The sequence below is a fragment of the Helicobacter sp. CLO-3 genome, assembly GCF_001854545.1.
In the GTDB taxonomy this organism is placed as follows: domain Bacteria; phylum Campylobacterota; class Campylobacteria; order Campylobacterales; family Helicobacteraceae; genus Helicobacter_B.
The window spans coordinates 57,184-81,377 of the sequence record NZ_MLQN01000006.1; the positions used below are offsets into that span (position 1 = coordinate 57,184).

Sequence of the window (24,194 nt, forward strand, 5' to 3'; positions counted from 1 at the left end):
CGATATTTGCGCCCTTTGGCTTATCCATTTGTATTTTTCCATCCAAAAAGTGCAGCTCCCTTTTGGCAAAATCCGCCATCTCGCTTTCATGCGTCACCATAAGGATGGTGATATGAAAATCGCTATTTAGCGACTGCAAAAGCTGCATGATTTCCACGCTCCGCTTGGAGTCAAGATTCCCAGTAGGTTCATCCGCTATCAAAAACATAGGCTCTGAAGCGATAGCCCGCGCGATAGCCACGCGCTGCTGCTGCCCGCCACTTAGCTCATTGCTAGAGTGGTGCGCCCATTTGTCAAGCCCCACCATTTCAAGCGCTTGCATCGCTTTGGCGTGGCGCACATGCTTATCCACGCCGCGATACAAAAGCGGCAGCTCGACATTTTCAAGCGCTGAAGTGCGCGAAAGCAGGTTAAACCCCTGAAAAATAAAACCTATATAAAAGCGCCTAAGCATCGCCTTTTGCTTGCGCGAAAGCTTGGTAACATCCACGCCATTAAAAATATAAGTCCCGCTGCTTGGAGAATCTAGACAGCCCAAAATATTTGCCATAGTCGATTTGCCAGAGCCAGAAGGTCCCATCATCGCGACAAAATCGCCTTGTTCTATCTCCAAATCCACGCCACGCAGCGCTTGATAGCCCGCGTCATAGGTTTTGTGAATGTCTTTGAGTGAGATGAAGCTCATGCGTGGCTCATTTGGCTTGCGAAGAGGTGATGATGAGCGTGTTTTCATCAAGTCTAGGGCTTATGATTTGCGCGTTTATGCCATCATTTATGCCAACTTCCACTTCTAAAGGCGTAGGCACGCCATCTTTTAGGATATAGATAGTTTTGCCTATTTTTTTGGCGGTTGAGATTCTACCTCCCGGTGGGCGCGGTGGATTTTGCCCGAAAGAGAAGGATTTTTGGCTGGTTTTTATTTTTGGCGGTTCGTAATAAAGCGCGCTTATAGGGATAGTCTGCGTGTCTTTTTCTGTCTGCACGAGAATATTTGCAGTCGCACTCATGCCAGAGCGCAAAAGCAAAGCTTTGTTATCCACGAGAATCTTTGTCTCATAGCTTATGATGTTATTTGTCGTATCCTCGGTAGAAGCATAGCTCACTCTATCTACTTTTGCTTTAAACTCGACATCTGGATACGCATCCACAGAGAAAACAACTTGCTGTCCGTTTTGCACCTTGCCGATGTCAGATTCTGCGACATTTACCACTAGGCTCATCGTCTCTAGGCTTTTGGCAAGCTTGAAAAGTGTGGGTGTCTGGAAGCTCGCTGCCACCGTCTGCCCCGGATCTACACTGCGCTCTAGCACGATGCCATTTATCGGGCTTACGATGACGGAGTTTTTGAGATCGATTTCAGCGCTTTTGACATCGGATTCTATGTTTGCGATGTTTGATTTATTGACTTCGATGTTTTGCTTGGAGGTTTCATACTCTAGCTGCGCGTTTCTTAGCTCAAGTTGCGAGGGCGATTTGCCACCGGTGCGCTCATAGAGCTCTTTTAGGCGTTTATAATTCCACTCATTTGTCTGATAAGTCGCTAGGCTTAGGTTGTATTGCGCGCGCGCAGAGTCGAGGTTGGCGCGCTGTTTGGCAAGCGTCTGGTTTAGCTTTTCTGGGTTGATGCGCGCGATGACTTGCCCTTGCGTGACTTCATCGTTTATATCGACAAACACAGATTCTATGCGCCCAGAGATCTGACTACCCACCTCCACCGTGTCGGTCGGCGAAAGCGTGCCGGTGGCAGAGACGGTTTGCGTGATGGTAAGCGTTTTTGGCTTGCTGGTTTTGTAGGTGTAGCTTGGCGTCTGCGCGCTAAAAATCCAGAATCCAATGCCTGCAAGCGCGATGAGTGCGATGATGATAGGTATAATCCACTTAAGCAAATGCTTCTTTGGCGGCGTGAGGCGCGCGTATATGTCTTGTGTATTCATCGTAATCCTAATATAGTAATGAATGCTAGTATTTTAGCAAAAACTGCAAATCTAAGCAAATCTGCAAACATCACAAATAATCAATGCGCGGCATTATAAGAATGGATTGTGAAATAAAGATAAAGTGGCGCAAAAATGCATTTTTGGCAAATTTGCGTTTTTTTTTTTTTTGATTTTTGGCAGGCGCTAGAATCTAAAATAATGTGGCTATTTATGGGTATTTTTTGGGTGATTTTAATGTATGCATAAAGATTGCTTTGATAAAATCTCGCTTTGGTTTTGCGCCACTTAAACTAAAGCGCGCACGCATGCCTTACGCAAGCCTCGCGCGGGCAATATTTTGCTTTATTAATTTTCAAGGATTATTATGCCAGATTCTGCGTCCAAGCAAAACTATCGACCAAATACGCCAAAAATATCCACGCAGGCAAAAATATCTATTCTCGTGTGCTATCATCAGATATCAAAGCCTGTGATTGCTGGAAAATATCTGCGCTCCATCATCGTGGGTGCGGCAAATATGGGCGAGAAGGCAGAATCTATCATCTCTTATCTAGAAAAAGCTAGTGGCAAAAAGCGCGCAAATAGCGACGCGCAAGCAAGCGCGCCTGAAAGCAAAAGTCAAAGCGCGCTAGTTTTGCGCGATGATGTGGGAGAAAATATCAGCGCGCTAAATCCTTATTTTTGCGAGCTGACTGCGATTTATTGGGCGTGGAAAAATTTGGATTCTGAATATTATGGGTTGTTTCATTATCGGCGTGTGTTTAATCTAAGATTTATGGAGCGTTTCGCTAGATTTGCCCAGACGCGCACGAGGGTCATAAATGCGAACTTGCTAAAAATCCTATGTGGCCTAGATGATAAAAATATCCGCCAAAAAGTCGCGCAATATGATATCATCACCACCGCCTGCATAAATAGCGGCAAAAATGAGCTCGACCCGCTTTATAAAAACTATGCGCTCGCCCATCCTAGCAGCGATTTGGATACCTGCATAGAGTATATCAAAAGCCATTATCCACATATGAGCGATGCGCTAGATTCTGCGCTTTTTGCTAAGCCCACACATTGGAGTATCGCAAATATGTTTATTATGCGAAAAGATTTATTTTTTGAGTATTGTGAGTGGCTATTTAGCGTGCTTTTTGGCGTGCAGGACAAGATCCCTTATAAAAGCTATGATAAATATCAAGCGCGAGTTTTTGGGTTTTTGGCTGAGCGGCTTTTTAATGTGTGGCTTGAGTATAAGCGGGTGCAAAATCCGGAATTGCGCTTTGGCTATGCGCCATTATTGCAGATGATAAAGGATAATCCGATTTTTGGATTCTCCACAAGCGGCGAGCATAAAAGGCTTTTTATTTTTGGCTTGCGCGTGTGGAAAAGCAAAATCCAAAACAAAAGCGCTTAAAATACGCTAAGATTCTGCGATAAAATATACAAAAATAACAAGGGCTAAACATGCCAACCACCCAAACATGCAAAAACCTAATCATAGGCGCTGGGCTTAGCGGGCTTGTGCTTGCCGAGCGGCTTGCCAATGTCAAAAAAGAGCGCGTGCTGCTTATCGATAGGCGCGCACATATCGGCGGCAACTGCGCGGATAGCGATCATAATGGCATTTTGGTGCATCAATATGGCGCGCATATTTTCCACACGCAAAGTGCCAAAGTCTGGGAGTATATCACGCGTTTTGGGCTGTTTTATCCCTATATGCACCGCGTGCTAGGGCTCGTGCATGGCAAACTTATCCCCATCCCTTTCAACCTAAACGCGCTCCATGCGATATTTCCCAAACACCAAGCCAAAGCGCTAGAATCAAGCCTGCTGGAATCCTTTGGCTTTGGTGCGAGGGTTAGCATCATGCAGCTGCGCGAGCAAAATGATGAGAATCTAAAAATTATCGCTGATTTCATCTATGAAAATATTTTTCTGCACTACACACTAAAGCAGTGGCAATGCGCGCCAGAAGCGCTTGATAAAAGCGTGTTTGAGCGCGTGCCAATCCTCATAAGCAAAGATGATCGCTACTTCCCAAATGACGCATATCAGGGCATCCCGCTGCAAGGCTATAGCAAAATGTTTGCCAAAATGATAGAAAATCCGCTCATAGAAGTGCGGCTAAACACCGAGGCTAGCAGCGTGGATTCTAGCGGGTTTGATCGCGTGTTTTATAGTGGCGCGATAGATGAGTATTTTGCATATGAGTTTGGCGAGCTGCCATATCGGAGCTTGGAGCTAAAAAATGTCGAGCTAGAGCGCGAGTATTTTGGTAAAAATTCAGTGATAAACTATCCTAAAAACTATGATTTCACGCGCATCATCGAACACAAATATTTCCTAGATACGCGCACGCCACGCACTATCATCACCTATGAGTTCCCCAAAGCGTGGCAGCGGGGCGATGAGCGCTACTATCCTATGCCGACAAAAGAAGCCATGTCGCAATACGAGCGATACGCCAGCAAGGCAAAAAGCCTGCCGGGCGTGTTTTTCATCGGGCGGCTAGGCGAGTATAAATACTATGATATGGATAAGGCGATTTTGCGCGCGCTGGAGATTTTTGAAGGGCTTTAGATTCTGGTTTTTTGGATTCTGGCGCGATTTTTGGCGTGCGGATTCTAGCGCCAAATGGTTTTTATGTTTTTTAGATTCTAGCGTGCAGATTAAATACATTAATATGTTTTTAACATTATTTTTGCTAGAATCCGCGCTTTTATGACAAATGCACCCCATTACAAAAGGAAAACGATGAAAAAAGGAATCCACCCAGAATATGTGCCTTGCAAAGTCACTTGCGTAACAAGCGGCAAAGAAATCGAAGTGCTAAGCACCAAACCAACGCTAAGAATCGACATCTCTAGCTTCTGCCACCCTTTCTACACTGGAAGCGACAAAATCGCCGATGCCACCGGAAGAGTAGAGCGCTTCCGCCAAAAATACAATATGAAATAACGCCCGCGACCGCTCGCCTATGCTTACCATAGTGCCTACACCGCTAGGGAATCTAGGCGATATCACACTGCGCGCGCTGGGCGCGATGAGTGCGGCAGATGTCGTGCTGTGCGAGGATACGCGCGTAAGCAAAAGGCTTTTTGCCCTGCTTTATGAGCGGTATGAAGATTTGGTGCGTGCCAATCTCGTGCCAAACTCCACAGAATCTAGCGCAAAAGAATCTGGCGGAAACAAGCTAAACGAGGCAGGCGGCAACTCTAACGCGCGATTAGATTCTGGTGCAGAATCTAGCGCCAATGTGGCAAACGCGCGGGCAAATACGCAAACAAGCGCGCGCCACACTTTAAACCCAGCCAATAAGCAATTTATCTCCCTGCACTCACATAATGCGAGCGATTTTTTCACGCGATTATCTGGAGAATCCGACACTCCAAATGACTCCAACAGCCAAAACAACTCAAGCAACCCAAACAATCCCAACAACACCAATAATTTGACCGATTTTTTTGCGCAAAATGTCATATACATAAGCGATGCGGGCATGCCTAGCATCTGCGACCCGGGCGCTGCACTAGTGGCTTTTGCGCGCGCGCAAGGCATCGCGTATGATGTGCTGCCCGGGGCTTGCGCGCTAAGCCTTGCCTACACTTTTAGCGGGGTAGAATCCAATGCATTCATCTTTGGCGGATTTTTGGCGCAAAAAAGAGAGGCTAGGCGCGCGCAGATTCTGCATCTCATAGATTCTGATATGCCAATCATCGCTTATGAAAGCCCCCATAGGCTGCTAGAATCTTTGGCAGATTTTGCGCTCCTTGCGCCCACATCCCACATTTTCGCGATAAAAGAGATGACAAAGCTGCATCAAAAATCCTTCTATGGCACGCCAGAATCTTTGCTAAATGAGCTAAAAAATGCCAATATCCAAGGCGAATGGGCGCTTGTCATCATCGCATCCAAAGCAAAATCCCTGCGCCTTGATGAAAATGACATCCTAAATCTAACCCTGCCTACCAAAACCACCGCCAAACTGCTAGCAAAGCTACATGATAAAGATGCCAAACAAATCTACAAAGAACTTATCGAGCAGACGCAGGGCGCGCAAAACGAGCAAATAAAGCAAGAAAATGAGAATCCAAATCGCGCGCGCCAAGCGCAAAAACACGCGCCCAACCAAAACCGCGCAACCAACACCACAAAAGCAAAACATAAAGGAAAATAAATGATAATCTATGGCAAGCAAGTGGTGCTCTATGCGCTAAAAAACCACGCTGATATTATCCAAGAAATCTATGTCACCAAAGAATGGGACAAACAAAGCTTCAAAATTTTTAGCGCGAGCAAAAAGCCTATTTTGCGCCTCGATCCCAAAAAGGCGCAAGCCCTAGCGCATGGGGGCAATCATCAAGGTATTTTGGCAAAAATCACGCCGTTAGATTCTACGCCACTTAGCGAGCTAAAGGCGGCCTCTAGGCTTTTGGTGCTTTGTGGGATTAGCGATGTTGGCAATCTTGGTGCGATTTTTCGCAGCGCGTATTGTTTGGGGGTGCGGGGTATCATCATCACGCAAATCGCTAGCCCAAAGATTGAAGGCATCATCCGCGCTTCTGCGGGCGCGGCGTTTGATATGCCTTTTTGCGTGCAAGAAAATCCGCTCTCACTCATAAACGAGCTAAAAGCGGCTGGATTTTGCCTCTATGGCGCGGATATGAGCGGCGAGGATGTGGCGCATTTTAGCCCCGCGCAGAAGTGGGCGCTATTTTTGGGCAATGAAAGTGAAGGATTAATAGCAAAAATTTCAAAAAAACTCGATAAAATGCTATCCATAAAAATGCGCGCCGACTTCGACTCGCTAAATGTCAGCGTCGCGGCGGGCATAATGATGTCGCATTTAGATTCTAATTTGTGAGGTTTATGATGAAAGAAAATAGCAAAAAGACCACAGAAAAAGGCTTGGCAAATAGCGCGGATAAGGGCGCGCAAAAGGATTTGCAAAAAGATATGATATTTGACCCAAGCAAGGGGCTAGAAAAAGTGGGAGCGAGCGCGGAAAAGTCTAATCAGGCCGAATCTAGCCAAGCAAATTCTGCCAAAGCGGACGCGACAAAAACAGATTCTGCTAATTTAGATTCTGCCAAATTGGATTCTGGCAAAAACGCAGAATCTGCGCGCGCATCAGAATCTAGTGCCAAGCAAATAAGCCAAGATTCTGCCAAAAGCGAAGAGGCCAAAAATCTAACCCAAGAAAACCTAGAAAAACTACGCAAAATCGGCGTCAAAGAAATAGCACACCAAACTAGAATCTCAACCGCCAGAATCCAAGACATACTAGATGGCAACTTCGAGCACACCCAAAGAGTGCATTTGGTGGGCTTTTTGCAAATCCTTGAGCGCGAGTATAAGCTCGATCTCTCCGGCGTGCTAAAGGCATTTGAAGCGCAGCAAAAAAGCAAAAACAAAAAGCCAGAAGTAAAGGCAGAAAAAAGCGTGCAGGTGCAAGATTTGAGCCTAGATACGCAAAAGCGGCGATATGACGCTATCGATGAGCGCAAAAAGCAAGCCAGCTCCAAGCAGAAATTTTACCTAACCTTTATAAGCGTCATCATCGTGGTTTTCGCCTATCTCATCTACCAAAACATCGCGAGCAAATACATAAGCAGCCAAGAAGAAGACCGCACGATACAAGATATCGACGCTGATGCCAAAGCGGGCGACGCGCAAGAAGGCGCAGAATCTAAAGGCGATGCTAGCGATGAAAGCGCAGAAGATGGCGCGATAGATGTAAGCGTGCCAAGTCAAAATGCGGATTCTAGCGCGAGTGCTGCCGGCGCAAACGCCAATGCAAATTCTAGCGGCGCAAATTCCAGCAACTCTTCTGCTAGCACTTCCGCCAGCGCACCAAGCCAAAACGCAGAATCCAGCGCATCAACGCAAACCCAAAGCGCAGAATCCAGCACCATACAGAGCGCCCTATACCCCACCTCGCGCAATATGATGATAACCACCAACATCATGCTTTGGTTTGACATCATCGACCTTGACACCAACCGCCGCAAATACCAAGGCGTCACGAGCGACAGCTACTCTATCAAAACCGACAATCACCGCTGGCTACTCGCCTTTGGACATAGCAATTTCAACCTCACGATGAATGGCGAGCCTTTTACTTTTGAGAAAAGCAACTATCCGCTTTATTTCATCTATGAGCCAGAAAATGGGTTTAAAAAGATAGACAACCAAACTTACAAACGACTCTCCGAGCAGGTGCGCTAAAATGGGGCTTCTTAGACATTTTGCACTTAGCCTGCTAGTCTTTGGCGCGCTGCTTTGCTTGGTGCAAACCACCGCACAAGCCGATGCGATCGATGATAAGATACAAGAGCTAGTCGGCGCAGATTCTTACGCGCGCAACAAAAACTTCATAAACAATATTTTCGCCAGCAAAGCTAGATTCTACCTAAATAATGGCGCGCCAAATATCAGCACCATCGCCAACGAGCTCAAAAACAACGGGCTTTTGGTGCTAAAATTTCCAAAGCCAATGGAGCTTAGCGTCTCATTTAGCGCGGACACCTCGCCATCTATCCTAAGCTACACGATAAACAATGTCTTATCATCCATGGGCTACTCGTATTTTATGATCTCCCAAGCCAGCCGCATAGAGGGGCGCTCGCTCGTGAAGTTTTCTTTCATCACCGAGCATGCGCTCGATCCTAGCATACTTTTTGGCGAGCTGCAAAAGCGCGGATTCTGGCTCAAAGACATCGCGCGCACCAGCATCAACGAATGGGCTTACACCATAGAGCCAAGAAAAGCGCAGCTCTCAAACGCCAAACCCATAAACATCGGCAACAGCCTAACAATGCGCGAAGTAAGCGGGCAGTATTGGCTAAATATCATAAGCTCAAGAACTGCCAGCCTCAAAATCAATGCCCCAGCGCAATGGACGCCGCGCATCGTGTGCTATGACAAAAATCTAGAGATAATAAATCTAATCGTCGAGCAAACGCCAAAAGGCGCGCTAAGCGTGCGTATTGATGAGAGGGTGGCGTTTGTGATGATAAGCGATGCACTAAATCCGAGCGTCATCAAGCAAATCGAAGTGAGTTTGGTGCCTTAAATTTTGGCTGTTTCTTGGGGTATTTTGCTAGCTAGTTTTATGCTAGATTTTGTTGTATGTTTTACAGTTGCTACATAGTTGATTTTGTTATTGTGAGCCAACTAAGCCCGCGAAGCAAAACAAGTCTCATAACACTTGTTCAATAGGGCGTGTTGCTTTTTGGCAAAAGCAAATCAAAGGCTTTGTAATAACAAAGCAGAATCCAATCTCCTCTTAAAATTTATAAAATTTATTCTAAAACTTTAGATTCTGCTTTTTGTTGCAAGAAGCCAGAATCTAAATCACCACCAAGTTTGCGGAGATGCAGGCTTCTATGCTTGAGAGTTCTTGCATGATAGCATTTGAGACTTCATTATCGATTAGTATCACGGCTAGCGCTTCGTTGTTTTTGTTGCGCGCTAGGCGGAAGTCGGCGATGTTTATCTGATGTTTGCCTAGAATCTGCCCTACACTGCCTATGACACCCGGCACATCGGTGTTTTTAAATAGTATCATCCTGCCTTTTGGCTCTATGAGTGCTTCAAACTCATTTATCGCACTAAGCCTTATGATATTATCATCAAACACCGTGCCAGACACGCTTAGGCTGCCATTTGCAGTGTGTAAGGTGATAGTCACTAGGTTTTTGTATGTTTTGGAGCTTTCTTTGGCTACTTTTTTCACCTCAATGCCACGCTCCTTTGCTAGAAACAACGCATTTACATAGTTTATCTTATCATCAAGCGAAGGCTTCAGCACACCCACGACCGCGTAAGTCTCAAGCGCATCGATATATTTGCTTATATCGCCTTGCGTGGTGATTTGGATAGAGGATATCGCGCTTTTGTCAAGCTGGGAGCAGAGGAAGCAGAGCTTTTGTGTGAGCTCTGCATACGCCTGCACAAATACCGGAATCTGCGCGCTATTAGAAGGCAGATTTAGCGCGTTTGGATAGGCTATGCCTCTGGCTGCCTCCATAGCGGCTTGCGCGGCTTGCTTGGCGATCTCTTCTTGGGATTCTAGCGTGTTTGCGCCGATGTGTGGCGTGACATAGACATTTGGCAAATCAAGCAGCTTGCAAGTGGTGCCGGGCTCTTTGTCAAACACATCTATCCCAGCCCAGCGGATTTTGCCGCTTTTTAGCCCTTCAAACAAATCATCCTCATTATAAAGCCCGCCACGCGCGCAGTTTATGATGATGACGCCATCTTTCATTTTGGCTATTTCTCTGGCGGTGATGATGTTTTTTGTCTCTTCGTTTTTGGGCGTGTGGATGGTGATGATATCGCACGCCAAAATCTCATCAAAATCCTTGGTATAAGATATGCCAAGATCGATTGCTTTAGAAGGCAAAATATATGGGTCATACGCGATGACATCCGCTTCAAACGCCTTGCAGCGGATTCCAACCCTAGAGCCGATATTGCCAAAGCCGATGATTCCTAGCTTTTTGCCCTTAAGCTCGGTGCCATACCAATCCTCCCTCTTCCATTTGCGCTCATCTTTTAGCTGTGCGTTTGCGCCGGGGAAGTTGCGGATGGCGCTAAGGATATGCGTCATCGTTAGCTCGACTGCAGCGATTGTGTTTGCTGTGGGGACATTCATCACGACTATGCCGCGTTTGGAGCAAGAATCTATATCGACATTATCCACGCCCACGCCCGCGCGCACGATAGCCTTTAGCTTAGATACGCTTGAGAGAAACGCCTCGCCTACACCTGTAGAGCTGCGCGTGATAGCCACATCTACATCATCTAGCTTTTTTAGTAGCTCATCTTTGGGAAGTGATGAGAAGTCAAGCATCTCTATATCGCTTTGTGATGAAAGCAAATCCAAGCCCTTTTGGTGGATGTGATCGCAAACCGCTATTTTATACATTTTTGCTCCTTTGTTGAGATAGATTCTCGTTTGATTGGCGCATTTGTTGTTTATTGCAAGATAAAAAAGCGCGCCTATTGAAAAACATAGGGTATCTCATAGTATTTTAGCTCCTTGATAAGCCCTTGCGCTTTGGCGTATTCTTTGGGTAGATATACGATGAGATCGATAGAATTGCTATTTTTACTATAGGCAAAATCTATGTCCCTAGCCTTAAAAAGCTCATTTAGACAATAAAAGAGATAGTTATCCACCGAGCCTATAAAAAGCTTTTGCGGAATCGTCTTGATATCCGGATCGACAAAATCGATGAAAACATCAAACTCGCGCGCCGGATAGAGATATGATTTGTTGAAATTTTTGACATTATCGAGCCAATTATCATTGCTAGGTTTTGGAGTTTTGGGGTTTGGCTCTTTGTTGAAAAAAGAAAACACCACCTGCTGGCTTGCCACATCTTTTTGATAATACGCAAGCCAGCCGATGCTGCACCCCACCAGCACGCTAGCGATGAAAACCACCCCGATAAATTTTTTATTCATATCATCTCTTGCCTATGCCAAGTTTGCTATTGGCGCTTGATTTTATCCTTTAGCTTATCGCCCAAAGTCATTTTTTCATCCGAATTAAACGCGCGGATTTCATCTTTTTGCTTTTGCTTTTCTAGGCGCTTGACAGAGGCGCGCACGCGGTTGGCGTATTTGTCTATGGATAGTATCACGCATTCTATCTCATCACCCTCTTTTATCTCTTCTTTTTTGAGTGGGTAGAGATCTTCATTTTTGATAAGCACATCCATTCCATCCACCGCGATAAACACACCAAAATCTTTGATATCAATCACGCTGCCTTTGATGACAGAATCTACGCCATGCTTTTTGCCAAACGCTTCTGCTGGCGACTCTTCTAGCGCGCGGCGAGAGAGCGAGATTCTCTTATTTGCTGTGTCTATTTTTATGATGCGCACTTCGACTTCTTCGCCGACTTTGAAGGCATCTTTGCATTTTGTGCCTTTTTCCCAGAAGGCATCTTCATTGTGAAGCAGTCCATCTACTTGCCCTAGCGAGATAAACGCGCCAAAATCCGTAAGTGTCGCGACTTTGCCCTTCACGATGTCATCTACTTTATGCGTTTTGGCAAAGCTATCAAATGGCTTTTCCAAAAGATTTTTTAGCGACACGCGCAATCTGCGATTGATAGGATCTATCTCGATGACTTCGACATCTATCTCCTCGCCCACTTTTAGATAATCGCCCGGATGCTTGATATCTTTGCTCCAAGAGATTTCAGAGACATGCAAAAAGCCCTCTATATCATTGCCGATATCCACAAACGCGCCATAAGGCTCGATATTGCTTACTATGACTTTGATAGCATAGCCTTTTTTGAGCTCTTTTTGCACCTCTTTCCATGGGTCTATCGTGGTGGCTTTTATAGAAAATGATAGGCGCTTTTTCTCTTCATCATAGCCCACGACTTTTAGCTTGACTGCATCGCCTTCTTTGTAGAGTTTGGAAGTATTTACCGGGCCTCTGTGGCTTATCTCTGTGTAATGCACGAGCCCCTTCACACCATCGACTTCTACAAACATACCAAAGCTAGTCACGCTTTTTACCACGCCATCAAATATTTTATCTTTTTCTTCTAGCAGCTTGCCGATGCCCTCTGCTTGCTTCTCATCATCTATCTCAAAAAACCTTCTGCGCGAAAGGATGATAGAGTTTTCATCCGGGCGCACATCGATGATGCAGGCTTTTATCTTTTGTCCGATTGTTTTGCTGGATTCTTTGATAGCCGCAGATGCGCGTGGCATGAAGTATTCTACACCTTCAGATTCTACGACATAGCCGCCTTTGTTTTTGCGAGTGATTTTCCCCTCGATGATGATATCTTTAAAATTACTGCCTAGCTCTTTGATTTTTTCTTGCATTTTTGCGACTTTGATAGCCTTTTTGTAAGACACGCTTGGGCGCTCGCCTCGACCAGCAGAGACGAAAACCTCTAGGCTATCGCCCACTTTGAAAGGTATGTTGCCATCTTTGTCCGCGACTTCTGAAAGCCCTAGAAATCCTTCCACTTTCTCGCCCACATCGATAAGCAAGCCCTCTTCTTTTACTGCTATGACTTTGCCGGTTTTTATCTGCCCTGTTTCCCTGTCCCTTTGGCTTTCTTCAAGCAATTTTGCAAATTCTCCATTGTCCTCAATATCATCTAAAATGACTAGCATCTGCGACCCTTATAATAAAAATAGGCAGAATTCTAGTCTAACTTGGCTTTAATAAGCTTTAAATCCCACAAAGCACCAGTGGCCAGAGTGGTAGATTCTACGCAATCAAGGCGTAAGCGCATTTTACAAAACGCCACAAAAACACTATAATGCGCGTTTTTACCCAAAACTATATAAGGAGAAAATATGCGCGTGCTTGCTTTGATGCGCGGGATCCCAGCCAGCGGCAAAAGCTCATGGATAAAGCACCTAGGGCTTGAAGAATACGCCATAAGCCCTGATACCCTGCGCCTGCTAGCAAGCGCGCCCATATATCTGCCAGAATCTAAAATTGCTGATGACACAAGCACGCTGCGCGCGATAAATCAGAAAAATGACAAACAAGTTTGGAAAATACTTTTTGAACTGCTAGAGATGCGTATGGAGCGCGGGGATTTCACTATCATTGATGCCACGCACACGAGCCTTAATGCCCTGCGCGCATATGAAGGGCTGGCTAGCGCATATCGCTATCGCTTGGTGGTGGTGGATTTTAGCGCCACGCCGCTAGAAGAGGCAAAAAAGAGCAACAAATCGCGAGGGTTTAAAGCTGTGCCAGAAGCGGTGCTAGAATCTATGCATGCGCGCTTGCAAGAATTACTGCAAACGCCACTGCCGGCACGATATGCGCTGGTGGATGCTAGAGAGGTGGATTCTGTAAATTTAGATTCTGCCAACGCAGAATCTAGCACGCCATCGACAAACACCTCATTAGCAAACGCGCCCGCAAACCCGCTTATTTTTACACCGCAAAACCTTGATAAATATCGCAGAATCCACCATATAGGCGATATTCATGGCAGTTTTGATGCGCTTTTGGATTATCTGCTTTTGACAGGAGTAATTTTTGATATGCCAGAATCTAGCGCAGATTCTAACGCAAAATCTAACTCGGATTCTAGTCCAGAATCTAGCCCAAACTCCAACGCAGAATCTAGCCCGGATTCTCGCGCACCCAAACGCCGCGAGCAAGCCAAACGCGCGCTTTATGACTCAAATTTTCGCCAAGACATCTGCGCGCAGTTTTTATGCAAAGATGAGTATTATATATTTTTGGGTGATTACATCGATAGAGGCTTGCAAAATGCCGAAGTTATCGCGTTTTTGCTAGGCATCATGGAGCTGCCAAATGTCTGCCTTATCGAGGGCAATCATGAGCGCTGGCTCAATATCTGGCATAAGCAAAAAAGCGCGCAAAGCCAAAGCGCAAGCGAATCACAAAGCGAGCAGCCAAGCAAAGCAAACTCATCCAAAGCCGAGTTTTTCACCTTCACCGCGCCCGATCTTGCCCGCCTAAATATCACGCACAAAGATGCTGGTAGAATCTATGCCAAACTCCGCCAATGCGCGTTTTACACCTTTGATGGCAAGCGCGTGCTAGCCACGCATGGCGGGCTTCCCACGCTGCCGCCAAACCTCTTGCTAGTCGCCACGAGGCAGCTTATCTATGGAAGCGGCGATTATCACGATATGCGCGCCACTGCGCGGAGCTTCGCGCAGACCACGAGCGAGGATACCTACCAAGTTTTCGGGCATCGCAACAAAGAAAAAGCGCCCATGCGCGTAGAATCTAGGAGCTTTGCGCTGGAGGGTGGCGTGGAGTTTGGCGGATGTCTGCGCGTGGCGGTGCTAGAAAAATCAGCAAAAAACGCCAGCGCCAAAAATAGCGAGAATCTAGCGCCTGTCGCGCCGCATTTATCTATCTCGGCGCATTTATCCATAACGCCGCATTTATCGCGCTTTTTGCCTTTTCCACCGGTGCCTTTTAAGCCCAATGAGCCTGCGAGTTTTGCAAAAATGCCAAAACCACTTGCAAAGTCTTTGGAGTCAAAAGCGAATTCTGCGGATTCTGCGGGCTCTATGGATTCTGCATATCTTGCAGATTCTAGCGCGCTTGCTAGCATAAATGGCAGAATCTGCGCGCTAAGCGCCAAAAATGATGGCTTCATCGAAGTGTATATGCAAAACCGCTCAAACCTCGCTGCCATCGAGCGGCACAAAGAGGCGCGCAAAGTCTTTGGCCTCATCGCTAAGCTTCGCGAAAGCCCGCTTATCAAAGAGCGCGAGTTTGGGCGCATTTCAAGTTTTAATTTTACCAAGCAGGCGTTTTTTGATAGGCGCTGGGATAGCCTCACTTGCAAGGCGCGCGGGCTGTTTATCGACACCGCAGAATCCAAAATCATCGCGCGCAGCTATGATAAATTTTTCAACCTCGATGAGCGCGAGGACACGAAGCTTAGCGCGCTAAAAGATAGATTCTCCTATCCTGTGGATGTGTATGCTAAGGAAAATGGATTTTTGGTGATTGTAAGCGCGGGCGTTGCAAATATCGATAATGGGAGTATTGATAGTGCGCCTAATAGCGCCGGCATGCTCGATAATAGCGAGCTTTTCATTACTTCCAAATCCGATCCGACAAGCCCATTCGCACAAATCGCGCATGAAATCATCCACGCCACACTGCGCGAGCAAGAAAAATCGCAGAATCTAGCGCCGGGCACGCTAGCCAAACGCCTATCAGCGACGCTAAGGGCGCGCGATATTAGCCTCGTGTTTGAGGTGATAGACCCTGCGCGCGACCCGCATATCATCGCGTATGAGAAGCCCTGCGTCATCGCGCTTGATGCGATAAAAAATAGCTTGGCGTTTGAGAAGCTGCCTTATGAGGACTTGCAAGAGCTTTGCGCGGAGTTTGGCTTTGCTTTCAAGGCGCGCGTGGCGAGGCTTAGGAATTGGCGCGAGTTTGAGGAATTTATCGCTAAAAATGCGAGGCTTGGCGAAAATGTGGAATCTAGCGCAGAATCTAAAAATGCGGATTCTGCAAAAATAGATTCTATAAAATTAGTTTCTGATACGCGCACAGAATCTAGTGCAGAATCTGACTTTTTAGATTCTAGCCTTTTGGATTCTGGGGTGGTTTTGGATTCTAGCGCCAAATCCAGCGCATTGCGCGATGATGCGTTTTTGCGCTCAAGTGGCGCGCGGCAAAATGGCGCACTGGAGGGCTTTGTCTTTGAAGATAGCGCTGGATTTATGCTGAAATACAAGGGCGCGTATTATCGTATGTGGAAGGCATTGCGCGGTGTGGTGGAGCAATGCGCGCGCCTGCAAATGCCCGTGCAAATCCCGCACGATAAAAATACCGCCGATAAAGCCAAAAATACCAGCGACACGCAAAGCACAAAAAGCAATGTAGATTCTGCCAGCAAGCTAGATGACGATACAAATAATATAAATAGCGCGATAAATGCCAATAACCAAAGCACCATTAATCTAGGCAAAGCGCACAAAAGCAAAGGCGCGCCTCTGCCGCATTTTTTGCGAGGCAATGCCTTTGTGCTTGAATTTTGCAAATGGCTAAATGACTACATCGACACGCATGGCATAAACGCGCTAGAATCCACCTCTATCATCACCCTACGCGAAAAATTCCTCCACAAAATTCCTCCAGGTAAAATCGCGCAAATAGCCGCGCCAAAAGCTTAGTCAGCGCCGCCCGCGCATGCAAATAGCGGCCACCAAAAGCCAAAAATGCGCGCTACAAAATCCCCTCAATCTCACTTAACGCAAGCTCTAAATTCTGCCTTATTTGTTCGTGCAAAATTTGCGGGCTTTCTAGCATTTCTGAGTCTTGTAAATTCTCATCTTTTAGCCAAAAAATGTCTAAATTACTCTTATCTCGCTTTAAAATTTCACTCACACTAAAGCTTTTAAATCGCTCGCTTTCCTTGCGTTTTTTAAAATCCCCAGCGCAAAAACATTCCTCAAAGTCCTTTAAATGCTCGCTACTTAAAGTGTTTGTAACCAAGCTTAAATTTATATTTGTGCGTAAGTCATACACCCATACTTTTGCGTCTTTATCTTTTGTTTGAATTTTATCAAAAAACACCACATTTGCCTTTACACCTTGTGCGTAAAAAATCCCTGTTGGCAGGCGCAAAATCGTATGCAAGCTAAAATCATTCAAAAGCTTTTTTCTCACCTTTTCACCAGCCCCACCTTCAAAAAGCACATTATCAGGAAGCACGACAGCCGCTTTTCCACCGGGATTTAAGACGCTCATTATATGTTGTAAAAAATTTATTTGCTTATTTGAAGTGCTTGCAAAAAAATCATCTCGGCTATATTCTTCTTTTTGATTTTTCACCTTGCCATCGCTGCTAAGCACCTTTGTAGCGGACTTTTTACCAAAGGGCGGATTAGTTAGCACCATATCAAAACGCTTCTCGCCCCTTTTAGCAAGAGAATCGCCTATCTCAATATCTGGCTTATAAATTCCATGCAAATACATATTCATCGCACATAAACTCGCCACAAGTTGCGTTACATCTTTGCCGGTAAGGCTTTCATTTTTAAGCTTTTCTAGCTCATCTTTGTTTGGCTTTTGCTTCTTCATATACTCAAAAGCACTCAGCAAAAAGCCGCCAGTCCCGCACGCAGGGTCGCAAACACTCATGCCAATTTGTGGGCGCATAAGCCTTACAATGCTATCAATCAGCACCCTAGGTGTGAAATACTGCCCCGCTCCAGCCTTTGTTTCAGTCGCATTTTTTGCCAGCAAACCCTCATAAATCGCGCCTTTTACATCGACATTTAAGCCCATCCAAGTTTCACTATCAATGAGAGTAAAGAGCTTTTTAAGTTTGTTTGGTTCTTTGATCTTATTTTGCGCGCCGTTGTATATAAGCCCTATCACACCACTTTGCTTTGAAAGGGTGTTAAGCGCGTTGTTATAAGCCTCCAAAAGCTCCTCGCCATCAAGGGCATTAAGCCTTTGCCAGCGAAACCCACTTGGAATCTGCGAAGTCTCGCCCACCTCTTCTTTTTCATCTTCCATTTTCAAAAAGAGTAAGTAGCTAATCTGTGCCACATAATCCGTATAACTCACCCCATCATCACGCAAAATAGTCGCAAAATTCCACACCTTTGTAACGATAGCATTTTCTTGCATTCTTGTCCTTTTTTAGATTTATTTATCGCTTATGTTTTTCTTGTTTTTTATGGATTGCTTCGCTTCGCTCGCAATGACAAGGATGAGTGTCTCTTTTCGCAATGACGCACGCCAATTCTTGTCATTGCGAGGGTTTGCCCGAAGCAATCCACAATGCCTAACACACCAATTCTCCACTAAAAGCCTTATTTAAAAGAGAAGCTTTTAATTTGTTGAGTTTATCTAAGCTATCATTTGCAAAATGTTCTAGTTTTTCTATGCTTTTAAATTTAGCCTCTAAAAGCTCTACGATTTGTTTTTGAGTTTCAATCGGTGGTATAGGGATTGGTAATTTTGCAAAATTATTTTTATTTAAAATTGGTAATGTGGTAGATGAGGCATTTGTCTTAATAAGCTCTTGAAATTTAGGCGATATGCAATAAAAATACATAAATTCTGGCAAAAAATTATCAGAAGGCAAAATGGCATTAATTTGCTGATTGCATATACCTTCTTTTCTTATTAGCCCTGTTTTTCCAATAGTCGCACCAATACAAGTAACCAAAACTGAACCGCTTTGAAGTTGCCTAGAAATTTCGTAACCTTTTAAAGAGATATTATCCAATGCACTATCAACAAAATATCCATTATTTAAGTCCGTTGGCTTATAAAATGGATAGTCATTTCCGTAATATTCAGCATTTTTCTTACTAGGTGTTGAACCTGTAACAATTTCACACACTTCCCCAAGTGTTTTAACTTCCCAATCTTGTGGTAAATGTGGCAGGGTGGATTCTGTGTTATTTGTGGATTGCTTCGCAACTTCGTTACTCGCAATGACGGAAGAGAAAGTGTCATTGCGAGGGCTTGCCCGAAGCAATCCATTACCTTGCAACAAAGTCCCATTAAAAGCAGAGTTAAGCAATGAAGCCTTGAGTTTTACTAAATCTTTTTTAACTAAGTTCAAAGCATTTGTGGCATTTTCTATCTTAGCAAATTTAAAATCCAAAAGCTCTACAATTTGTTTTTGAGTGTCTAGGGGTGGTAGGGGGATTTTTAATTTCGAATATTCTGAAATCCAATATCTTTTATGTGTGTCGCTTCTGTGCTGAATTGTTTGCATAAAATAAAAAACAAATTTAATATTTGCTATTTTTGTTGGATTGAGAATTTTCATTGCTGATGATTTAACTTTAAAATCAAAATCCACAAATTTAGAATCTGTCATGAAATCATCAAAAATAATTACAGGAGTTTTTGTAAAAATATTTTCTGTTTCGTTTGTATATCCAAGTATAAAACTTTTTCCAGCTGTTAAAACTGGAATTTCATACTCATCGCTATAAGAGGTATTTTTTACTATATATTTCGTAGGCTGTTCATATTCCAAACAATCAGCCAGTGTTTTAACTTCCCAAGTTTTTGGTAGTTTAGTCATTGTTTTCCTTTTTTGAAAATCTCAATTAGTGCATTAGCGTATTCACTTGGCATATCTTTAAATTGTTTTATAATTTCTAACATTGGCGGGTTTTCTTGTTTGATACTATCTAGGCTTTTTGGGGTTTTCTTTAGTCATTTCTACTAGATTTTGCATCAATTGTTGCAACAACTCTTCCCTTTTTCCGTCAGGCATATCTCCTATTTCGCCTTTGTATCCATTATATGCTTTTGTTATTGTTTCTTTATGTCTATATTCTTCTTGCAGCCTCCTAGCTTCACTTCGCCTATTGCCAGCAAAAATAGCTATCCATGCAAAAGATATATAAAAAGGTAAAGTTCTAATCATTGAAGTTAAAATATATGAATAATCCATATTTGTATTCTGAAAATAAATAGATAACCCAAACCACTCATTTACTTTTGGAATAAACAGTATCATAGGGATAGCAGATACGCATGCAATCCCTAATACACTACAAATAAAAACTATCGTCCAAAATTTTATTGTTTCATCATAGCTTTTTTTAGATTCCACATAAGAAAAACCCAAATTGGCATTTGTTGCTCCTCCAAGTAATTTATTTATCGTTTGTTTTTGTTCTTCTTCATATTTTTCAAATGTAGCTTTTTGAACTTCTATATATTCCTCGATGTCCTTTTTTTGTTGTTCTTTGTAAGCCTCAAGTTCAGATTTTAGATTTTCTACTTCGTTTTTTAATCCAGACTTCTCCCCACTTTCACTTATCTCTCCATATACCTTAATATAAAAATCTTGCAAATCTTTCACTTGTTGTGTAATTTCTTCTAATTTATTGTGTATTTCTGCGGCATCACTAGAAGAATTATCTTTATAATTTGTAATTTGGGTGTATAAAGATACTTGATTTTCATCTTCTGAATCTATGCAAATGGCATTATACTTTTCCTGAATTTCTTTGGCTTGATTTAAAATTTCATCTTTAGTTTCTTCTACGATAGTAGATATAGAAACTTTCTCTTCCGTATCCTCACAAATTTGACTATATTTTTCCCTTATATCCTCCATTTGTTTTTCATATTTTGCAAAATCAAGCCTCTCTAAAGATTCTTTTATGTTGCTCTCATATGCAGATATCAAATCTGGTATAGTTTTTGTATTAATTTTACCCAATTTAATATATGAATTTTGAGTTAAAAAACTCATAATATTTGCAAGACAATCATTTGCATTTTCCATAGAAATTATCTGATTTGCATTGCTTATAAAAGTTCTTAAATGGGTTATCACATTGTTAAACTCGCTTTTTATGTTTTGTCCTAAAGTTGGAGCTACCAAATTTGGATTAATTATTTTTATATAGCTTTCTATGAATGCGGTAATTTCTTTTGCTTTACTTATTTCTTGAATAGCGTTTATATCAACCACATTTTGCAATGCTTCGTTATCTAAATTTGCTTTTAATTCATCTAGCAAAGTGTTAATTTCATCAACATTAAAATTCCATCTTGACATTTTTTCTCCTTGTATTATTTTTTATTCCCTAACCCACCAAAGCCAAATTAAGTTCCTCAATAATTCTATCTAAATCCTCTTTGAAAATCACTTTTGCTCTAAAAATTCCGCCTCTATCTTCGCAAATACTTTGCATGTCTTTTAAGATAACGCAACCATTCATGGCTATATAGTCTTTTATAAGCTCTAAAAACTCAAGCTGTTCTTCGCTAAATTGAATGCCTTTTTTGATACATCTTCCAAGCCATAGATTGTAGCGAGAATTTGCTAGGCTCGCAAAATCTTGTAAGATTTTATCTTGCCCTAGGGCAAAACGCACAAGCTGGATTATATTTGTTAGGTTTTTAGCTGGATTTTTGCATTTTGCTACTTTTTTAGAATCAAGTATAGTATAAGCATTCCAAAGCTTGTTTATATCGAAATTTTCAGCCCTTAGCTTCTTGTTTAGCTCATTTATCAGCTCGTAAGTTAAATGTCTTTTTGTGTAGTTTTGTGAGTAGATGATTTGCAGGGCTGTGATTTCATCTTTGTTTTGCAAGATAAATTGCGTGAAGTCATTAATCAAATTTTGGGATTTTTCCTTGCTAAAATCAGCCTCCATAAGCTCATCTTTGCCGGCTATATCGATATAAAGCTTTGATTTTTGTGCAAATTCTAGGAGTTTGTTTGTGAATTTTTCATTGTGAAAGATTTTGAGAATTTCTTTGTTAGGGCTTTGACTTTGTGCCAAGTTTTTCTCATCTAAAGGCTCTAAATTATCCTGTATCTCAAGCTCATCAGCTAAGTTTAAAAGCTTGCTTGCTATGGTATTTAGGCTTTGAGGCTTTGTTAAATTTTGCTTATCATCGCTTTTGCTTTCTTGATCTTGAGTGTTTTCATTTACTTGCTCTCGACTTTGCTTATCTTCACTTACTCGCTCTTCATTTGAGTTTGCATAAGAATTTGTCTCTGGGATAAAGCTTTGTAAAATTTCTATGTCAGCTTCATCAAGCTTGTTTGTGATTCTAATGAGCCTTGAAGCAAAGCTAGTTAGAATTTCTTTAGCTGGGCTTGGCTGTTTAAGCTCGTTTAAAAGCTCTTTAAAGCTCATATAATGCTTTTGCTCTAGCACTCTAGTGTGGTGCTTTTCACTTTCAGTTACGCCTATAGCATCAACGACATAAAAATGCGTTTTAGAATCCGCATTTGGCGTAACTTCTTGCAAATCCTCATCGCTTATGCTTCTTGCCCCACGCCCTAGCATTTGCTCATAATACGCGCTTGATTTGATATCACGCATAAAGATCAGCACTTCTAGGGGCTTTATATCTGTGCCTGTAGCTATCATATCCACACTTACGGCGATTCTAAAGCTTTGATCTTGGCGAAACTCTTTTATAAGATCGCCGGGATTTACTCCGCTTACGCTATAAGTGATCTTTTTTACAAAATCATTACCTTTGTTAAAGACTTCTCTTGCTATCCTTGTGATATTTTCGGCGTGATTGTCATCTTTTGCAAAGATTAAAGTTTTTGGGATAAGATCAAAATTTGCCTCTCGTTGCGGATAAAGTTTGGTAAAAATGCTGTCTTTATAAGCTTGTAAAACGGTGCGAATTTGATCTGGAGCTAAAATCCTAGAATCTAAATCTTTTTTGTCATATTCTAAATCCTCATTTAGCTCTTCATACTCGATCTTTCTTGTGCTTTTATTCATCACTGGCACTTCAAATTCACAGTCTTTTTTGATGATATTGCCATTTTCGCTGATTTGTGTTTTTATACGCAAAATTTCATAATCCACATTAACCTTATCGATGATGGACTCTTCAAGCGTATAACTTGAAACTAAGTTTTGATCAAAAAATCCTATGGTATGCGTTGAAGGCGTAGCACTAAGCCCTATAAGAAAGGCATCAAAATACTCCAAAACCTGCCTCCACTCGCCATAAATGCTTCTATGGCACTCATCAATAATGATAAAATCAAAAAAGCTAATGCCAAGCTCTGGATTATAAACAACTTCTTTTGTCTTTTTATCGCTTTGATAGCTGTTTTCTAGTTCCTCATCAAACTCAAGCTCGCCTTGAAGCATAGAATAAAGCCTTTGAATCGTGGTAATAACGACTTTAGAATCATTTGGAATGGCATTTGTTGTGAGGTGATTGACTTCATAAATTTGTGAAAATTTATGCTTTGAATTTGGCGGATTAAAATCATCAAAGGTTGCTTTTGTCTGCGAGCCAAGATTGTTTCTATCCACAAGAAAAAGAATGCGTTTAGCGTGGGCGTATTTAAAAAGGCGGTAGGTAAAATTACAAGCCGTGAAAGTCTTGCCAGCTCCTGTTGCCATTTGGATCAAGGCTCTTTGTTTGCCTGCTTTGAGTGAGTTTTCAAGCTCGCTTATGGCTTCAAACTGACACTGCCGTAAATTTAAACGCTCAAGAGACAAAAAATCATGAAGTCTTGCCCTAAGGCTAGTTTGCTCGTTTATAAGCTCTTTGAGTTCTTTTGGGGTGTGAAAAGCAAAAAGCCTCCTTGCTCTTGCGTTTGGCTCTTTGTAGTTTGTAAAATAAATTTCATTAGCATTGCTTTCATAGCAAATAAAAACGCCGTATTTATCCGCATAGCCCTTACTTTGACTTTCTGCTCCACTTAGTGCTAAACCTTGCTTTTTTGCCTCTATGATAGCTGCTGGCTTAGAATCCACAAAAAGCACATAATCAGCCCGCTTACCATCATCAAAAACAAATTCTTGCACTGCAAGATTTGCCCCAAAATGCAAAGCCTGATTTTGAAAATCCTCAAATTTACACAAAACATAACCAGCCCTGCGTAAAAGTTCATCAATAAATGCTCGTGCATTTGCTTCTGGTGCCAGCACAGTGAAACCTTTCTTGAATTATTTTGGTATTTTTTTATTTTTAGCAAGAGGCATTGATAGATCTGCTTGCTTGCAAATTTCTAAAACCTCGCAGGTTTTTCAATAAAACAAGCGAAATTATAATAAAAATATAACTATATTGTGCTAACCTTTGTCAATTTCTAAAATGTTTTTGGAATATCTATATTAAAGACAGTCTTAACTAATGGCTATCTGAATACAACACTACCTCGCTCTTTTTCTCTAAAAACTCTTTTTTGCAATAACTCCCCAATAATCCCCAAACTTCACAATATTTTTTTGATACTCTTTCAAACCATCCTAAAACTTTCTTTTAATTGCA

16 protein-coding genes and 2 pseudogenes are annotated in these 24,194 nt (G+C 42.8%); 9 read left to right on the forward strand and 9 right to left on the reverse strand.

The window, feature by feature from the left end; genetic code table 11:
- Positions 1-22 precede the first annotated feature (22 nt).
- Positions 23-685 (reverse strand): annotated as a pseudogene (locus BKN38_RS02875) (ABC transporter ATP-binding protein); the annotation flags it as partial.
- Between the two features lie 7 nt (positions 686-692).
- Positions 693-1,934, reverse strand: coding sequence for an efflux RND transporter periplasmic adaptor subunit (locus BKN38_RS02880; RefSeq protein WP_066454895.1), 1,242 nt, complete (start codon positions 1,932-1,934; stop codon positions 693-695).
- Positions 1,935-2,301: 367 nt separating this feature from the next.
- On the opposite strand from BKN38_RS02880, the gene BKN38_RS02885 reads away from it, so the two are divergent.
- The 8 genes and pseudogenes from BKN38_RS02885 to BKN38_RS02915 all read left to right on the forward strand — a co-directional run bounded on the left by BKN38_RS02885 (position 2,302) and on the right by BKN38_RS02915 (position 9,003).
- Positions 2,302-3,342 (forward strand): DUF4422 domain-containing protein, encoded by a 1,041-nt coding sequence (locus BKN38_RS02885; RefSeq protein WP_066454898.1) that lies wholly within the window; start codon positions 2,302-2,304, stop codon positions 3,340-3,342.
- Positions 3,343-3,392: 50 nt separating this feature from the next.
- Entirely contained in the window at positions 3,393-4,508 is a 1,116-nt protein-coding gene (glf, locus tag BKN38_RS02890) for a UDP-galactopyranose mutase (protein ID WP_066454901.1), read from the forward strand.
- Positions 4,495-4,653 (forward strand): hypothetical protein, encoded by a 159-nt coding sequence (locus tag BKN38_RS10970; RefSeq protein WP_156528160.1) that lies wholly within the window; start codon positions 4,495-4,497, stop codon positions 4,651-4,653. The genes glf and BKN38_RS10970 overlap by 14 nt, the downstream gene beginning before the upstream one ends.
- A 29-nt stretch (positions 4,654-4,682) precedes the next feature.
- Positions 4,683-4,886, forward strand: a complete 204-nt coding sequence (rpmE, locus tag BKN38_RS02895; protein ID WP_066454904.1) for a 50S ribosomal protein L31 — start codon at positions 4,683-4,685, stop codon at positions 4,884-4,886.
- Positions 4,887-4,905: 19 nt separating this feature from the next.
- Positions 4,906-5,967, forward strand: a pseudogene (locus BKN38_RS02900) (ribosomal RNA small subunit methyltransferase I); the annotation flags it as partial.
- Between the two features lie 138 nt (positions 5,968-6,105).
- Positions 6,106-6,792, forward strand: a complete 687-nt coding sequence (gene rlmB / locus BKN38_RS02905) for a 23S rRNA (guanosine(2251)-2'-O)-methyltransferase RlmB (RefSeq protein ID WP_066454910.1) — start codon at positions 6,106-6,108, stop codon at positions 6,790-6,792.
- Positions 6,793-6,800: 8 nt separating this feature from the next.
- Positions 6,801-8,156 carry a RodZ family helix-turn-helix domain-containing protein gene (locus BKN38_RS02910; RefSeq protein WP_066454912.1) on the forward strand — a complete coding sequence of 452 codons (1,356 nt, stop codon included), beginning with the start codon at positions 6,801-6,803 and terminating at the stop codon, positions 8,154-8,156.
- Between the two features lies 1 nt (position 8,157).
- The gene (locus BKN38_RS02915) at positions 8,158-9,003 is read left to right on the forward strand and encodes a hypothetical protein (RefSeq protein ID WP_066454914.1); all 846 of its coding nucleotides are present in this window, start codon (positions 8,158-8,160) and stop codon (positions 9,001-9,003) included.
- 276 nt (positions 9,004-9,279) lie between these two features.
- Here the strand turns inward: BKN38_RS02915 and serA are convergent, their stop codons facing one another.
- The 3 genes from serA to BKN38_RS02930 form a co-directional block, all read right to left on the reverse strand.
- Positions 9,280-10,860 carry a phosphoglycerate dehydrogenase gene (gene serA / locus BKN38_RS02920; RefSeq protein WP_066454916.1) on the reverse strand — a complete coding sequence of 527 codons (1,581 nt, stop codon included), beginning with the start codon at positions 10,858-10,860 and terminating at the stop codon, positions 9,280-9,282.
- A gap of 74 nt (positions 10,861-10,934) precedes the next feature.
- Positions 10,935-11,402, reverse strand: a complete 468-nt coding sequence (locus BKN38_RS02925; RefSeq protein WP_066454919.1) for a hypothetical protein — start codon at positions 11,400-11,402, stop codon at positions 10,935-10,937.
- A 26-nt stretch (positions 11,403-11,428) separates the two neighbouring features.
- The gene (locus tag BKN38_RS02930; protein WP_066454921.1) at positions 11,429-13,087 is read right to left on the reverse strand and encodes a 30S ribosomal protein S1; all 1,659 of its coding nucleotides are present in this window, start codon (positions 13,085-13,087) and stop codon (positions 11,429-11,431) included.
- A gap of 186 nt (positions 13,088-13,273) precedes the next feature.
- Here BKN38_RS02930 and BKN38_RS02935 point away from each other — a divergent pair, with 186 nt between their 5' ends.
- Positions 13,274-16,612, forward strand: a complete 3,339-nt coding sequence (locus BKN38_RS02935; RefSeq protein ID WP_066454924.1) for an RNA ligase — start codon at positions 13,274-13,276, stop codon at positions 16,610-16,612.
- A gap of 52 nt (positions 16,613-16,664) precedes the next feature.
- Here the strand turns inward: BKN38_RS02935 and BKN38_RS02940 are convergent, their stop codons facing one another.
- The 4 genes from BKN38_RS02940 to BKN38_RS02955 all read right to left on the reverse strand — a co-directional run bounded on the left by BKN38_RS02940 (position 16,665) and on the right by BKN38_RS02955 (position 23,851).
- A complete protein-coding gene (locus BKN38_RS02940; RefSeq protein ID WP_066454927.1) occupies positions 16,665-18,077 on the reverse strand; it encodes a class I SAM-dependent DNA methyltransferase in 1,413 nt (470 codons plus the stop codon).
- Positions 18,078-18,234: 157 nt separating this feature from the next.
- On the reverse strand, positions 18,235-19,494 hold the full coding sequence (locus BKN38_RS02945) for a restriction endonuclease subunit S (RefSeq protein ID WP_066454930.1): 1,260 nt from the start codon (positions 19,492-19,494) through the stop codon (positions 18,235-18,237).
- 105 nt (positions 19,495-19,599) lie between these two features.
- The gene (locus tag BKN38_RS02950) at positions 19,600-20,988 is read right to left on the reverse strand and encodes a hypothetical protein (protein WP_066454933.1); all 1,389 of its coding nucleotides are present in this window, start codon (positions 20,986-20,988) and stop codon (positions 19,600-19,602) included.
- A 28-nt stretch (positions 20,989-21,016) separates the two neighbouring features.
- Positions 21,017-23,851, reverse strand: a complete 2,835-nt coding sequence (locus BKN38_RS02955) for a DEAD/DEAH box helicase family protein (RefSeq protein WP_082942499.1) — start codon at positions 23,849-23,851, stop codon at positions 21,017-21,019.
- Between the last annotated feature and the right edge of the window lie 343 nt (positions 23,852-24,194).

Bases quoted from the DNA above. Each gene is read 5' to 3' on its own strand.
- BKN38_RS02880 (WP_066454895.1), bottom strand. From the start codon at position 1,934: ATGAATACACAAGACATATACGCGCGCCTCACGCCGCCAAAGAAGCAT.
- BKN38_RS02885 (WP_066454898.1), top strand. From the start codon at position 2,302: ATGCCAGATTCTGCGTCCAAGCAAAACTATCGACCAAATACGCCAAAA.
- glf (WP_066454901.1), top strand. From the start codon at position 3,393: ATGCCAACCACCCAAACATGCAAAAACCTAATCATAGGCGCTGGGCTT.
- rpmE (WP_066454904.1), top strand. From the start codon at position 4,683: ATGAAAAAAGGAATCCACCCAGAATATGTGCCTTGCAAAGTCACTTGC.
- rlmB (WP_066454910.1), top strand. From the start codon at position 6,106: ATGATAATCTATGGCAAGCAAGTGGTGCTCTATGCGCTAAAAAACCAC.
- BKN38_RS02910 (WP_066454912.1), top strand. From the start codon at position 6,801: ATGAAAGAAAATAGCAAAAAGACCACAGAAAAAGGCTTGGCAAATAGC.
- BKN38_RS02915 (WP_066454914.1), top strand. From the start codon at position 8,158: ATGGGGCTTCTTAGACATTTTGCACTTAGCCTGCTAGTCTTTGGCGCG.
- serA (WP_066454916.1), bottom strand. From the start codon at position 10,860: ATGTATAAAATAGCGGTTTGCGATCACATCCACCAAAAGGGCTTGGAT.
- BKN38_RS02925 (WP_066454919.1), bottom strand. From the start codon at position 11,402: ATGAATAAAAAATTTATCGGGGTGGTTTTCATCGCTAGCGTGCTGGTG.
- BKN38_RS02930 (WP_066454921.1), bottom strand. From the start codon at position 13,087: ATGCTAGTCATTTTAGATGATATTGAGGACAATGGAGAATTTGCAAAA.
- BKN38_RS02935 (WP_066454924.1), top strand. From the start codon at position 13,274: ATGCGCGTGCTTGCTTTGATGCGCGGGATCCCAGCCAGCGGCAAAAGC.
- BKN38_RS02940 (WP_066454927.1), bottom strand. From the start codon at position 18,077: ATGCAAGAAAATGCTATCGTTACAAAGGTGTGGAATTTTGCGACTATT.
- BKN38_RS02945 (WP_066454930.1), bottom strand. From the start codon at position 19,494: ATGACTAAACTACCAAAAACTTGGGAAGTTAAAACACTGGCTGATTGT.
- BKN38_RS02950 (WP_066454933.1), bottom strand. From the start codon at position 20,988: ATGTCAAGATGGAATTTTAATGTTGATGAAATTAACACTTTGCTAGAT.